The 13,629-nt window shown below is 69.8% G+C and carries 11 protein-coding genes; 4 read left to right on the top strand and 7 right to left on the bottom strand.

What is annotated here, in order from left to right; translation table 11 throughout:
* Positions 1-215: 215 nt before the first annotated feature.
* From ACLQ2O_RS37545 to ACLQ2O_RS37530, 4 genes are all read left to right on the top strand, one after another.
* On the top strand, positions 216-1,520 hold the full coding sequence (locus tag ACLQ2O_RS37545) for a cytochrome P450 (protein WP_425842013.1): 1,305 nt from the start codon (positions 216-218) through the stop codon (positions 1,518-1,520).
* A gap of 159 nt (positions 1,521-1,679) precedes the next feature.
* A complete protein-coding gene (locus tag ACLQ2O_RS37540; protein ID WP_425842009.1) occupies positions 1,680-3,239 on the top strand; it encodes a diguanylate cyclase domain-containing protein in 1,560 nt (519 codons plus the stop codon).
* A 20-nt stretch (positions 3,240-3,259) separates the two neighbouring features.
* Positions 3,260-4,819, top strand: a complete 1,560-nt coding sequence (locus tag ACLQ2O_RS37535; protein WP_425842006.1) for a diguanylate cyclase — start codon at positions 3,260-3,262, stop codon at positions 4,817-4,819.
* A 54-nt stretch (positions 4,820-4,873) separates the two neighbouring features.
* Positions 4,874-5,749 carry a hypothetical protein gene (locus ACLQ2O_RS37530; protein WP_425842004.1) on the top strand — a complete coding sequence of 292 codons (876 nt, stop codon included), beginning with the start codon at positions 4,874-4,876 and terminating at the stop codon, positions 5,747-5,749.
* Here ACLQ2O_RS37530 and ACLQ2O_RS37525 read toward each other — a convergent pair.
* The 7 genes from ACLQ2O_RS37525 to ACLQ2O_RS37495 form a co-directional block, all read right to left on the bottom strand.
* Positions 5,743-7,179 carry a DUF7059 domain-containing protein gene (locus ACLQ2O_RS37525; protein ID WP_425842001.1) on the bottom strand — a complete coding sequence of 479 codons (1,437 nt, stop codon included), beginning with the start codon at positions 7,177-7,179 and terminating at the stop codon, positions 5,743-5,745. The two genes, ACLQ2O_RS37530 and ACLQ2O_RS37525, sit on opposite strands and share 7 nt — an antisense overlap.
* 14 nt (positions 7,180-7,193) lie before the next feature.
* Complete coding sequence (locus ACLQ2O_RS37520; RefSeq protein ID WP_425841998.1) at positions 7,194-7,430, bottom strand: hypothetical protein; 237 nt, start codon at positions 7,428-7,430, stop codon at positions 7,194-7,196.
* A 171-nt stretch (positions 7,431-7,601) separates the two neighbouring features.
* Positions 7,602-8,390: a DUF2785 domain-containing protein gene (locus ACLQ2O_RS37515; RefSeq protein ID WP_425841996.1), complete on the bottom strand. Its 789-nt coding sequence runs from the start codon at positions 8,388-8,390 to the stop codon at positions 7,602-7,604.
* A 208-nt stretch (positions 8,391-8,598) separates the two neighbouring features.
* Positions 8,599-9,363 (bottom strand): ABC transporter permease, encoded by a 765-nt coding sequence (locus ACLQ2O_RS37510; RefSeq protein ID WP_425841993.1) that lies wholly within the window; start codon positions 9,361-9,363, stop codon positions 8,599-8,601.
* 1 nt (position 9,364) lies between these two features.
* Complete coding sequence (locus ACLQ2O_RS37505) at positions 9,365-10,375, bottom strand: ABC transporter ATP-binding protein (RefSeq protein ID WP_425841990.1); 1,011 nt, start codon at positions 10,373-10,375, stop codon at positions 9,365-9,367.
* Positions 10,376-10,753: 378 nt separating this feature from the next.
* Positions 10,754-13,060, bottom strand: a complete 2,307-nt coding sequence (locus ACLQ2O_RS37500) for a sodium-translocating pyrophosphatase (RefSeq protein ID WP_425841988.1) — start codon at positions 13,058-13,060, stop codon at positions 10,754-10,756.
* Between the two features lie 165 nt (positions 13,061-13,225).
* The gene (locus tag ACLQ2O_RS37495) at positions 13,226-13,555 is read right to left on the bottom strand and encodes an STAS domain-containing protein (protein WP_425841986.1); all 330 of its coding nucleotides are present in this window, start codon (positions 13,553-13,555) and stop codon (positions 13,226-13,228) included.
* Positions 13,556-13,629: the final 74 nt, after the last annotated feature.

The following is a 13,629-nucleotide window of genomic DNA, read 5'->3' as shown; positions in this document are numbered from 1 at the left end:
TAGTCAGGGGGAACAACAGGTGGGTTCCGGTGGCAACAGGGCCCCCCGGCATGACACGCTTCGTGCTGGCACGACCGTGGCCCCCTCCCATGGTGGTGCCAACGCCACCATCACAGTGGTGCCAACACCATCAGTTCTGGTCCTGGCGACGGCTAACTTCGAAGCAGTCGAAAGCCGTCACCGGGCAGCTGTTTCAGAGAGGGCGCGTGGGAGTCATGGTTGCGACATACCTGAAGAAATGGGTCGGCAGCCGGTTGCTGAGCAGGACCAGCCGACGAGGTGGTCTGGACCTGTCGAAGATGAAGATGTTCCCCCGCCAGGTCTCGATGCCGCTGCGCCGCGAAGGCCTGGACCCGGTACCGGAGATGCAGCGGATCCGCGAGACCGAGCCGGTGCACAAGCTCGCGCACCTGTTCGGGATGAACGTCTTCATGGTCAGCGGGTACGCCGAGGCCAAGACCGTGCTGGCCGACAGCGCCAACTTCAGCAACGACATCCGTCCGCTGGTCGGCTCGGACCCGAACAAACCGTCCGAGGGCATCGGCGGGCTCGGCTTCACCGACCCGCCGGACCACACCCGGCTGCGCAAGCTGCTCACGCCGGAGTTCACCAAGCGCCGGCTGGCCCGGCTGGAGCCGGCGATCGAGAAGATCGTCAACGACCAGCTCGACCTGATGGAGGCCAAGGGCCCGGTCGCCGACATCGTCGCCGACTTCGCCTTCAACGTGCCGTTCCTGCTGATCGCCGACCTGCTCGGTGTCGAGGAGGACGACCGCGACCGGTTCCGCGCGCTCGGCCCGGCCCGGTTCGACCTGTCCGGCGGCGGGATCGGCGTGTTCGGCTCGGCCAGCGAGTCGCGCGACTTCCTGTTCGAGATCGTCCGCAAGCAGCGCAAGAACCCCGGCGACGGACTGATCGGCTCGATCATCCGCGAGCAGGGCGACACCATCGACGACATCGAGCTCGGCGGCCTGGCCGACGGGGTCTTCCTCGGTGGCTACGAGACCTCGGCCAGCATGCTCGCGCTCGGCACACTGGTGCTGCTGCGCGACCCGGAGAACTTCGCCCGGATCCGGAACGAGCCGGGCGCGGTCGACGCGATCGTCGAGGAGCTGCTGCGCTACCTGACCGTCGTACAGGTCGCTTTCCCGCGGTTCGCGAAGCACGACCAGGAGCTGTTCGGGCACCAGGTGAAGAAGGGCGACCTGGTCGCGGTGTCGCTGTCCGGCGCCGACCGGGACAAGGAGATCTTCGGCCCGAACGCCGAGAGCTTCTGGCCCGAGCGGGTGCCGGCCGCGCACCTCGCGTTCGGGCACGGCATGCACCGCTGCGTCGGCGCCGAGCTGGCCCGGATGGAGCTGCGGGCCGCGTTCACCGCGCTGGCCCACCGCTTCCCCGACCTGTCGCTCGCGGTGGCCGAGGAGCAGCTACGGTTCCGCGACTTCTCGATCGTGTACGGCGTCGAGTCGCTGCCGGTGCAGCTGCACGCGACCGCCGGCACCCGGCAAGCAGCCGGCTGAACGTTTCACGCTCGCCTGTGACGCACCGGATTCGTAAGACTCCGTCAAGTCAGGGGCACGTCTTCGCCTGAACCCGTGACAGTGCGGTGACTCAGGACCACAATGGGCCGTCCGGCTCGACCCTGCGCGCCGGACCGGACCAGGAGGGCCTGCAGCACCATGGGGATGGACGGGGGTCCACACACCGCGCGGATCGCGGCGGCGATGACACTGGCGCAGTCCGGTGGCCATCACGCCGCGGCCGTCGAGATCGAGGCGATCCGGGCCGAACTCGGCCCGCAGCCCAGCCATGCGCTGGCCGCCGCGGAGTACGTGCGCGGCGTCACCGCCCACCACGCCAGCGACGCCGACGAGGCGCTCGCGGCGGTCGACGCCTGCCTGGACGTGGCCCGTGCGATCGACGAGCCCGGCTGGGAGGCCAACGCCTACCCGATCAGGATCATCAACCTGGCCCGCAGCGGCCGCGGCGGCGACACCGTCGCCGACCTGGTCGCGGCCGAAGCAGCACTCAGCCGTACGACGGACGCCGGGCTCGCCGCCTGGGCGCACACCGGTCTCGGCTACGCGTACGACGTACTGCGGCTGTTCGAGCTGTGCATCCCGCACTACGAGGCCGCGACGCAGACCGACGCCGACGTGTTCGAGCTGGCCGAGTCGCCGGCGATCGACCGGCTGAACCTGGCCGAGACCTACCTGCGCTGGACGCACGAGCTCGAGCGGCTCGGCGATCCGTCGTACCAGCAGGAGATTCGGGAGCGGCTCGCCTCGGCGGCGTACTGGGCAAGGGATGCCACCCGGGTCATCGTCGACGACGAGACCCAGGAGTACTGGCGGCTGAGTGCCCGGCTCTGGCTGGCCGCCGCACAGACCGTTGACGACCCGGCGGCCGCTGTGCAGGAGCTGACGGAGTGCCGCGACCAGATCAGCAAGGTGGGCGAGACAGAGCGGCTGGCGATCGCTGGGGCCTACCTGGCAAGGGCTTTGGAGCGAGCAGGCGAGCTGGAGAAAGCCCAGGCGGCTGCTGCCCGCGCGGTCGACGACATGATCCCGTTGGCCGACCCGGCGACCCAGATGCTTGTCCTGCAGATCAAGTCGGAGCTGGCCGCGGTCGCCGGTGACCCGGGAGCCCTTGCAGGGTTGGACTATGCGCACTCGGTGGCGCGGGCGTGGTGGAAGGAACGGCGACGCGCGCTGAACGCCGTACGGTACGCACTCGACGCGCACGACCTGTCCGCGCGGCACGACGCCGAGTGGCACGCGGCCCGGCAGGACCCGCTGACCGGGATCGGCAACCGCCGGGCGATGGACGAGCGGCTGACCGCGGCCCGTGACTCGCAGCGCGCGGTCACGCTGCTGGCGATCGACGTGGACCGGCTGAAGATCGTCAACGACACGTTCGGGCACGCCTGCGGGGACGAATTGCTGCAGGTTGTTGCAAACCTCCTGGTAGAACAGGCCCGGTCGACCGACGCCGTGATTCGATCGGGAGGCGACGAGTTCTTCGTGGTGCTGGACCAGCCGGACGCGAAGGGTGGGTACCAGCTGGCCGAGCGGATCCGGGCGGCGGTGGCGGGGATCGCGGCCGGAGCGGTCAAACCGTGGCTGACCGAGCTGGGCCTGAGCATCGGGTACGCGGCGACCGCCGAGGGTGTCCCGGTCGACCGGCTCGTCCCACTGGCCGACAGCCGGCTGTACGAGGACAAACGCCGCAATCGGTGAACCAGGGAGTGGAGGGGTGGGTGCGGGAGACGTCGGGGGTGACCGCAAGGATCGCGGCGGCGATGGCGGGCGCGCAGTCGGGCGGTCCGGCCGAGGCGATGCTGGACATCCGCCGGCTGCTGACCGAGCTCGGGCCGGAGCCGTCGCCCGAGCGGGCCGCGGCCGAGTACGTCCGCGCCGTCGCGGCGCACCACGGCACCGACGCCGAGGAGGCGCTGGACGCGGTCGACGGCTGCATCCGGATCGCCCGCACGATCGACGCGCCCGGCTGGGAGGCGAACGCGCTGGCGCTGCGGATCGTCACGCTGATCCGGACCGGCGAGGGCGGTGACTCGGTGAGCGACCTGGTCGCGGCCGAGCACGCCCTGTCCCGCACGTACGACGCCGGACTGGCCAGCTGGGCGCACACCGGACTCGGCTACGCCTACGACCTGCTCAGGCTGTTCGAGCTGTGCATCCCGCACTTCGAGGAGGCCGCCGCGACCATGAGCGACCCGCTCGGGCTGCCGGAGGCGCCGGCGATCGACCGGCTCAACCTGGCCGAGTCCAACCTGCGCTGGGCCCACGAGATGGAGCGGCTGGGCGACTCGTCGTACGACGAGCAGATCGCGTTGCGGCGATCCGAGGCCCGGCGGTGGGCGGCCGACGCGAACCAGGCGATCGTCAGCGCGGACCTGCTGGGCTACTGGCCGCTGGCCGGGCGGATGTGGCTGGCGGCGAGCAACTGGGACGCCGAGCCGGCCGAGGCGAGCGTGATCCTCAAGGACTGCCGTGACCAGCTCGCCAAGCTCGGCGACCTGGAGCTGACCGCGATCGCCGGGGCCTACCTGGCCATGACGTACGCAGCGCTCGGGCAGCTGGACAAGGCGGTCGAGGCGGCCGCACAGGCCGGCACCGACCTGCCGCCGACGTCGGACCCGCCGGTCGAGGCACTGGTCCGGCACACCGCCGTACAGATCGCTGCGGACTCCGGTGACGCCGGTGCGACGGCCGGCCTGCAGTACGCACGGGCCATCACCAGGGGCTGGTGGGCCGAGCGCCTCCGAGGCCTGTACGCCGTACGCAGCGCGCTGGCGACGCACGACCTGTCGATCCGGCACGACGCCGAGTGGCGGGCCGCCCGCGAGGACCCGCTGACCGGTGTGGGCAACCGACGGGCCTTGGACGAGCGGATGAGCTCGGCGCTCGACTCCGGCCGCTCGATCGCCGTGATCGCGATCGACGTCGACAACCTCAAGGTCGTCAACGACAGCCACGGCCACGCCTCCGGCGACGAGGTCCTGCGCCGCGTTGCCCAACTGCTCGCCGAGCAGTCCCGTGCCGAGGACGTCGTGGTCCGGGCGGGCGGCGACGAGTTCGTGGTCGTCCTCGACAACCCTGACGAGCGTGGCGCCCGCGAACTGGTCGAACGCATCCGCACCGCCGCCGAACGGATCGCGGCGAGCGCCGCCGAGCCGTGGTTCACCATGCTCCGGCTCAGCATCGGCCAGGCGTCCAGCACCGACGGGGTCCCGATCACCGAGCTCCTCACCGAGGCCGACCGTCGCATGTACGCCGAGAAACGCAACCGCCGCCGCTGACCGGTATCTGTCACAGCCCTCGCCACCGTCCACCAAGCCTCTAAGGTCCTCGGCATGGTCCTACCGGCCCGCCTCCGCGCCGAGCTGCTCCCCCACTTCACCGAGATCGCATACTCGCTGTACCAGCGCCCGCAGGACCAGGACTACGTCGACTGGCTGGCGAACCGTGTCTGCTCGAACATCGCCGGGCTGTACGAGTGGGCCGAGGTCAAGGACGCACTGCAGGCGGTCATCCCGCTGACCGAGAAGGTGCACGCGTTTCTCGAGCGCGGGCTGCTCCCGTCGTCGACGACGACCTTCGAGGAGGCGCTCGCCGAAGCGGCCGACCGGGTGCTGTCGATCAGTGTCTCCGGCGGCACCGAGTTCGCCCACGGCCGGCGAGCCGGCCTGCGGGCCGCCGCCGTCCGGCTCAGGGACTGGCACCGGGACTCCCTGGCCGACAAACCCTCGGTCGAGCCCCAGCCGGCGACCGCGGCCCTGACCCGGCCGGCCCACCACGTGATCGCGCCCGACCCAGATCCCTTGACAAAGGTCGACCAGCTGTTGGTCGCGGCACTGGGCGAGTACGGTACCGCGACGCCTGTCCAGGTCGCTTGGATCATGGTGAGCCTGCCACCGGCGGCCCAGATGCTCGCCGACCGTGACCGGCTGCGCCGCCAGCTGCGGCGGTTGTGGGAGCTCGAGCAGACGATCCGGCTCGACTGGAACCCGACCCCCGAGCGGTTGCGGGACCGGGCCGAGCTGGCCGCCGAGATCGACCAGCTGGCCAGGACCATGGCTCCGACCGGAGCGCACGGCAGCAGCTACGGGCAGGGGTTCGCCGCCGGCTTCGGCCGGGCGCAGTCCGTCCTGCTGGAGATCGCGGACGACGTCCGCGGCGTCTGGCTGCCCGGGCTGACCGCCGAGGACGTCGACTTCTCCGATCAGTAGTCGAGGAAGCCTTCGACGACAAGTCTGCGGATCTCCGGCAGGTAGTCGGCGTGCAGGTTGTCGCGGTCGAGGATCGTCGCCAGGGCGTCGAGGATCTGGCCGACGGTGAGGTCCCCGTCGCACGCGCCGACGAAGCCGGCCAGCACGGTGTCCGCCTGCTCGGCCCGGCGCATGCCGCGCTGGCGGCGCAGGACGATGGTGGCCGGGTCGTCGGCTCCGGGTGGGCCGGCGGTCTCCTGGACGACGTCCTCGGCCAGCTTCAGGTACAGGCCGGTCAGGTCCTCCGGGAGACCCTCCTGGCGCTGGAAGCGGTGCAGGACGTGCGGACCGATCGGCTGCTCGATCTCGTACGGCCAGGACTCGGCGTACGTCGTACCGGGGACGTTGTGCAGGTTGATCCAGCCCATGCCGATCGCCTCGACCTGCTGGTCGTCCAGCCACGCCAGCCACTCGTCGTACCGCTGGGTGTACTCCGGTCGGCCGTGCAGACCCGCGTCACGCAGCCACAGCTCGACGTACTCCGCGGGGTCGAGCTGCTCGCGCTGGACCGCCCAGCTGGACCGGTCGCCAGTCCAGCTCGCGATGCGGTCCTGCCAGTCCTGGCCGCGCACACAGGTCCAGTTGGCCAGCAGCTGGAGCCAGCCGCCGTCGGTGAGGTGCTGTGGCGCCTGCCGGACCAGCTGCTCGACGACAGCGTCACCGGCGAACCCGGTCTCGCGGTAGGTCAGCTTGCCGTCGCTCGGCGGTGCGATCACGTACGGCGGGTTGCTGACGATCAGGTCGAACCGCTGACCCTCCACCGGCTCGTACAGCGACCCGTCGCGCACGTCCAGCTCGACCCGGTTCAGCGCGGCCGTCCAGCGGGTCAGCTGCAGCGCCCGAGGGTTCACGTCGGTGGCGACGATGTGGTTCGCCCGGTCGGACAGGTGCAAGGCCTGGATGCCGCAGCCGGTCCCCAGGTCGAGCGCGCTCTCCACCTTCAGCGGCACGGTCAACTTCACCAGGCTCAAGCTGGCCGGCGCGATCCCGAGCACGTAGTCGGACCGCATCGGCGCCCGCCGCCCGTCCAGCCCCGGCGTCGGGTCCGCGACCACCCACCAGGCCCGCTCGTCCTCGGCGTACGGCCGGATGTCGATCGCAGCCACCACGTCGTCCCCCTGCGCGGCGACGACGCCGAGGGTGAGCAGCTCCTCCAGAATCCCCTTGTCCAACAGGGTTCTGGCCACCGGCCGCTGCAACAGAAACAGCCGGATCAACGTGTCGAGCGGGTCCCCACCACCGGTCTGCCGGTACGCCAGAGTGGTCTCGTTCCGCCCCAACGCACTGTTGGCCCGCCCACCCAACCGCTCAGCCACACCTTCGACGGTGTAACCCGCCCCCTCGAACAGCCCCCGCAGCCGATCCACCAGACCACTCGACAGGTCACTCATGCGCCCATCCTCGCTCAACCGGCCCGAGCGGTGCTGTAGAGGAGCGTGCCCGACTGAACGAAGTCGTCCGGCCCCAGCTCACCCAAGGCCCGCTCAGCCGTCGCCTGGTGCCGGAATCGCTCGACCGTCACCTCCACCTCCCCGAAGCCGGCCGCGGTCAGCGCGGTCGCCAGCTGCTCCGGGTCCGAGGTCACTCCGTTGGACGGCATCTGAGGCGACGGGTCCGCTGGAGCGTCGTACTCGTTGATCACCCGGGCCCACACGTTCGAGCAGGCGGCCGGGGCCGCAGCCCAGTTCGGCTACGCGCTTGGCGGCGGCCAGCGGGAGGCGGTCGCTGACGGCTCGGGCGTGGACGGCCAGCACGTCGGCCCACTGGCCGTCGTACGCGGCGGCGACCCGGGCGTAGTTGGTCCGGACGTCTGTCACAGGAAGTACGGCGTGGCTGTGCGGAGGACCTCGGCGAGCTTGGCGCGGACCAGTTCGCGGTGGGGGACCTGGCGGACCGTGTCGCCGATGCGGACGCCCTGGTCGACCAGGACGTAGACGGCTCGCAGGGTGCGCATGGTGTTGGTGACCTCCGGGCGTACGCCGTCCGGCGGCGGGTTGCCGAGCGCGCGGGCTGCCGGGTCGAGCCAGGCGGTCGCGTCGGTCTCGAGCAGGTCGGCGCGGGTCAGTGTGGACGCGAGGGCGTGGCCGAGGCGGTCGTCCTCGAGGTCGCGCAGCACATAGTCGGTGGGCGTCAGGATGCGCCCGATGCCGAGGCGGAGCATCTCCACCGGCTCCACCGCCAGGGTCCGTCCGAGCGTGCCGAGCAGGTCGGCGCCGTGGGCGATGGCGTGCAGCCAGCCGAGCTTGGGGTCGTGCCCGCGGAGGTCCTCCTCCCCGACGTACCAGCGTTCGAACGGTGGGACCCAGCTCGGCTCGAACACGCCGACCGAGACGATCGAGTCGAGGATCAGCGGCGCGAACGTCCGCGCCTGGATGTCCGGGTCGGCGAAGCGCCCGGCCATCTCGTCCCCGAGCGCGTGCAGCAGCTCCGGCGCGAGCACGCCGTTGGCGATCCAGGTCGCCAGGATCGAGTACGCCTGCCCGTCCCGCACCACCGGGTCCGGGGAACGCAGCAGCCCCGACAGCTCCGCCACCAGCTCGACGAGCGGACGATCGGCCGGAACCTCGAAACCCTCAGCACGTACCCGCGCCCAGTCGGTCATGGAAGGGAACCTAACCAATCAGCGACCCGCACCGCTACTCACCCTGCCCCGAACAGACAACCAGCCCGTGGGGTGTCCGTTGTCGCGGACACTCCACGGGCTGTCGGCCAAGACCCCTCAGCCTGGCCGGGTGGTTGGCCGCCGGGTCCCCTGATCCGGCGGCCGTCTAGGGGGTAGGGGGTGTCTGGGGGTTCCCCGCAGACACCCCTTAGGCGTCGCGCTTGCTGGCGCTGAGCAGCGCCAGGACCATCAGCGCGGCCGCCCAGCCGGCGAAGTACAGCAGAGCCCACCACGGGCTCAGCGCGTAGTCGCTGCCGCCGGCGAACTCACCGGCGAGTCCCATTTCCTGCCCCTGGTTCAGGAACGAGCTGCCGTTCGCGAACGGCGCCCACTTGGCCATGTCGTCGCCGATCTTCGGGATCAGCGTGAACAGGCTCTCGACCAGCAGCGGCCACAGGATCAGGATCGCGATCGCGCCCGCGCTCTGCCGGATCAGGATGCCGACCGCCACCGCGATCACCGCGGACAGGGCGAACACGATGCCCTGACCGGCCAGCAGCCGCCACTCGGCGCCGGTGTTGATCGACAGGTCGGCGCCACCGGCCAGCAGGCTGCCGACCAGCCACGCCCCGAAGGACGCGATCAGACCGACCAGGCCGGCCAGTACGGCGACCACGAACGTCTTGCCGAGCAGCAGCGCGGCGCGCTGCGGGACGGCCTGGAAGCTGGTCCGGATGGTGCCGAACCGGTACTCGGTGGTGACTGCCAGCGCGGCCATCACCATCATCACCATCTGGCTGAGCTGCGCCCCGCCCTGGGTCATGAAGACGGTCGCCCCGGCCTCGTCGGAGGCGTCCAGGAAGGCCGTCGACAAGGCGGCGAGCCCGATCGTGAGCACGGCGGCGATGATCATGCACCACCACGGCGAACGGGTGGTGAAGAGCTTGATCCGCTCGACTGCGATGACCGACATGTCAGTTGTCCTCTCTCGGCCCGGAGATCGTCTCGACACCGGAGACCGGCGGTACGCCGAGTACGGGGGCGGCCCCCGGAACGGCCTCGGCGCCGTCCTGCGCGTGGTACTGGACCGAGTCGCCGGTCAGCTCCATGAACGCCTGCTCCAGCGAGCCACGCTGCTGGGTCAGTTCGTGCAGGACGATGCCCTGCGATCCGGCCAGGTCACCGATCTGGTCGGTGGTCACGTCGCCGTCGACGTACAGGACCTTGACGTTGCCCTCGGGCGCCTCGATCCGGGTCTTCAGCTGGTTCTGCTGGAGCACCTGGTCGAACTGCTCGAGCTGCGGGCTGCGGACCTTGATCGTGCTGCCGCTGGCGCGGTCGACGAACTCGGCCGTCGAGCTCTGCGCGATCAGCCGGCCGCGGCCGATCACGATCAGCTCCTCGGCGGTCAGCGCCATCTCCGACAGCAGGTGGCTGGAGACCAGCACCGTGCGGCCTTCCGAGGCGAGCCGCTGCATGAAGGTCCGGATCCAGACGATGCCCTCGGGGTCGAGGCCGTTGACCGGCTCGTCGAAGAGCAGGATCCGCGGGTCGCCGAGCAGGGCGCCGGCGATGCCGAGCCGCTGCGACATGCCGAGCGAGTACGCCCCGGCACGCTTGGTGGCGACCTCGGTGAGGCCGACCATGTCGAGCACCTTGTCGACGCTCGACTTGGGCAGCTTGTTGGACGCGGCCATCCAGGACAGGTGGGCGCGGGCGGACCGGTTGGGGTGCACCCACTTCGCGTCCAGCAGCGCGCCGATCTCGGTCAGCGGCTGACGCAGGTCCCGGTAGCGTTTGCCGTCGATCCGGACGTCGCCGGAGGTCGGGGTGTCGAGACCGAGGATCATCCGCATGGTGGTGGACTTACCGGCCCCGTTCGGGCCGAGGAAGCCGGTCACCTTGCCGGGTTTCACCTCGAAGGACAGGTTGTCAACGGCAACGGTTGCGCCGTATCGCTTGGTGAGGCTGTGTGCCTCGATCATCGCCGTACTCCTCGTTCGGTAGCGCGCCGGATGTCAGGGCGGGCAGTCAACCCCAGTATCTAGGGGTGACCCCCCGGTCGCATCGGACCCGGGACGGATCCGGTGTGTCCACCTGCGGTTGGAGTCTTGCGTCCTACCGGGCCGGCAGCCATCGGGTGTGTCCCTGAGCTTCCCCCCGAGCATCCCGTACGGCGGGGTCGGAGGGCATCAGCCGAAAGTCGACGCGCCGGAGACGAAAGACCGGTAGTGACTGCCACTTGGCGGCGTACTCCGAAACTTCAAGTGCCCTTACGGGCAACAAGGGGGAAACTGCAGACGCCCCCAAGCACCACGGCCCGCCGGAGAACTCCGGCGGGCCGTGGTGGTGGTGCGGGTGGATCAGGCGGCGATGCTGGCTTCCGCCGGGGTGTCGGAGATGACCGACTCGCGCCGCTTGGACACGATCACGGCGGCCACGATGACGGCCAGGGCCACCACCGCGATACCGATCCGCAGCGGGGTGTTGGTGTCCTCGCCGATGCTGGACATCCCGACGACGGCCGGTGCGATCAGCACGGAGACCAGGTTCATCACCTTGATCAGCGGGTTGATGGCCGGACCGGCGGTGTCCTTGAACGGGTCGCCCACGGTGTCACCGATGATGGTGGCCTCGTGCGCCGGCGAACCCTTGCCGCCGTGGTTGCCGTCCTCGACCAGCTTCTTCGCGTTGTCCCAGGCGCCACCGGAGTTGGCCAGGAACACCGCCATCAGCGTGCCGGACGCGATCGCGCCGGCCAGGTAACCGGCCAGCGCCGAGGCGCCCAGCCCGAACCCGACGGCGATCGGCGCCGCGATCGCGAGCAGACCAGGGGTGGCCAGCTCACGCAGCGAGTCGCGGGTGCAGATGTCCACGACCTTGCCGTACTCCGGCTTGCCGGTGCCTTCCATGATCCCGGGGATGTCGCGGAACTGGCGACGGACCTCGTAGACGACCGCACCGGCGGCGCGGCCGACGGCGTTGACCAGCAGTCCGGAGAACATGAAGACGACGGCCGCACCGATGATCAGGCCGACCAGCGTGGACGGGTCGAACACCAGCGCGTCGGTGTTGAACGCGGCGTCGCCGGCGTCGTTCAGCACCGCGTAGATCGAGTCCGTGTAGGACCCGAACAGCGCGGTCGCCGCCAGTACGGCGGTGGCGATCGCGATGCCCTTGGTGATCGCCTTGGTGGTGTTGCCGACGGCGTCCAGCTCGGTCAGGATCTGGGCCGCTTCGCCGTCCACGTCGCCGGACATCTCGGCGATGCCCTGCGCGTTGTCGGAGACCGGACCGAAGGTGTCCATCGCGACGATGACGCCGACGGTGGTGAGCAGACCGCCGCCGGCCAGCGCGATCGCGAACAGCGCGAGCACACCGGAGCCACCGACCAGGAAAGCGCCGTAGACAGCGGCGGCGATCACCAGAGCGGTGTAGACAGCCGACTCGAAACCGACCGCGATGCCCGACAGGATGACGGTCGCGGCGCCGGTCAGCGACGACTTGCCGACATCCTTGACCGGCTTGTCCTCGGTGCCGGTGAAGTAGCCGGTCAGCGCCAGGATGACCGCGGCCAGCACGATGCCGATGATCACCGAGACGGTCGCGATGACCCGGGGGTCACCGCTCTGGGCGGCGATCTTGTCGGTCGCGCCGGTCAGGTCGGCGAACTCGCTCGGCAGGTAGGCGAACGCCGCGATCGCACACAGCACCGCGGAGATCGCCGCGGAGATGTAGAACGCCCGGTTGATGGTCTTGAGGCCGTTCTCGCCGGCCCGCGGCTTGGTCAGGAAGACACCGATGACCGCGGTGACGGCACCGATGGCCGGCACGATCAGCGGGAAGACCAGGCCCTGCTCGCCGAAGGCAGCCTTGCCGAGGATCAGCGAGGCGACCAGCATCACGGCGTAGGACTCGAACAGGTCCGCGGCCATACCGGCACAGTCACCGACGTTGTCGCCCACGTTGTCGGCGATGGTCGCCGCGTTGCGGGGGTCGTCCTCGGGGATGTTCTGCTCGACCTTGCCGACCAGGTCGGCGCCGACGTCGGCGGCCTTGGTGAAGATTCCGCCGCCGACCCGCATGAACATGGCGAGCATGGCGGCACCGAAGCCGAAGCCTTCGAGCACGGTCGGGGCGTCACCCTTGAAGAGCAGCACCACCAGGGCGGCACCGAACAGGCCGAAGCCCACGGTCGCCATCCCGACGGTTCCACCGGTCCGGAACGCGACGCGCATGGCAGGTTCGCGTCCCTCCGACCGGGCCGCCGCGGCGACCCGCACGTTGGCGCGCGTCGCGAGCCACATGCCCAGGTAACCGATGAACGCGGAGAAGCCCGCGCCGACCAGGAAGAAGACCGACCGGAAGATCTTCAGCGTGGTGTCGTTGCCGCCGTCACTGTGCACAGGCAACAGGAACAGCAGCAGGAACGCCACCACGGCGAAGATCGACAACGTCCTGAACTGCCGGGACAGGTAGGCGGAAGCGCCTTCCTGTACGGCCAGGGCGATCGTCTTCATGTTCTCGGTGCCGTCGTTCGCGGCAAGCACCTGGCTGCGGAACACCATCGCGATGACGACCGCAAGTACTGCGATCACTCCGACGACGACCACCAACATGGTGTTGCTCGACGACAGCTCCACCGCTTGTACAGCAAGCTGCGCGGACATCCGTCCTCCTTGTAGGCAACCCCTCAGGGCAACCGAAGGGGTCGGATGATACGAAAAAGACGCCAGGACTGCTGGCGCGGTGGGTCACTCTAACGGGTCACAAACCAGACCTGACTGCGGGGTGGTCTGACTCACACCACCGAACGTAGTGACAGGGACACCTTTTCAGATCGCAGAAGCGACGTCCGGGTGGATGTCGAACACCTTGGTCAGGCCGGTGATCCGGAAGATCTTCAGCAGCCGTTCCTGCGTGCAGACCAGCGACAGCGAACCGTCGTGGGTCCGCACCCGTTTGAGCCCTCCGACCAGCACCCCGAGCCCGGTGGAGTCCAGGAACTCCACCCTTTCCAGATCTACGACGAGGTCGTACTGCCCCGCGTCGACCAGCGAGACGATCGTCTCGCGCAGTTTCGGCGCGGTGTAGACGTCGATCTCCCCACCCACCTCGACGACGGTGCGCCCGCCCTCCGGACGCGTCGTCAGCGACAGATCCACTTCGGCCTCCGATCCCGTGAACCGTTGCATTCAACCATGTACGGACCGTGAGTAGGGCCGCTTGCAAAACTCTT

Source organism: Kribbella sp. DT2, assembly GCF_049844575.1.
Taxonomy (GTDB): Bacteria; Actinomycetota; Actinomycetes; order Propionibacteriales; family Kribbellaceae; genus Kribbella.
The sequence above is the reverse complement of the archived record's forward strand: the minus strand, read 5'-3'. Positions and strand labels throughout refer to the sequence as shown.

Excerpts from the sequence above, each read along its gene's own strand:
- ACLQ2O_RS37545 (WP_425842013.1), top strand. The coding sequence starts at position 216 with ATGGTTGCGACATACCTGAAGAAATGGGTCGGCAGCCGGTTGCTGAGC.
- ACLQ2O_RS37540 (WP_425842009.1), top strand. The coding sequence starts at position 1,680 with ATGGGGATGGACGGGGGTCCACACACCGCGCGGATCGCGGCGGCGATG.
- ACLQ2O_RS37530 (WP_425842004.1), top strand. The coding sequence starts at position 4,874 with ATGGTCCTACCGGCCCGCCTCCGCGCCGAGCTGCTCCCCCACTTCACC.
- ACLQ2O_RS37525 (WP_425842001.1), bottom strand. The coding sequence starts at position 7,179 with ATGAGTGACCTGTCGAGTGGTCTGGTGGATCGGCTGCGGGGGCTGTTC.
- ACLQ2O_RS37515 (WP_425841996.1), bottom strand. The coding sequence starts at position 8,390 with ATGACCGACTGGGCGCGGGTACGTGCTGAGGGTTTCGAGGTTCCGGCC.
- ACLQ2O_RS37510 (WP_425841993.1), bottom strand. The coding sequence starts at position 9,363 with ATGTCGGTCATCGCAGTCGAGCGGATCAAGCTCTTCACCACCCGTTCG.
- ACLQ2O_RS37505 (WP_425841990.1), bottom strand. The coding sequence starts at position 10,375 with ATGATCGAGGCACACAGCCTCACCAAGCGATACGGCGCAACCGTTGCC.
- ACLQ2O_RS37500 (WP_425841988.1), bottom strand. The coding sequence starts at position 13,060 with ATGTCCGCGCAGCTTGCTGTACAAGCGGTGGAGCTGTCGTCGAGCAAC.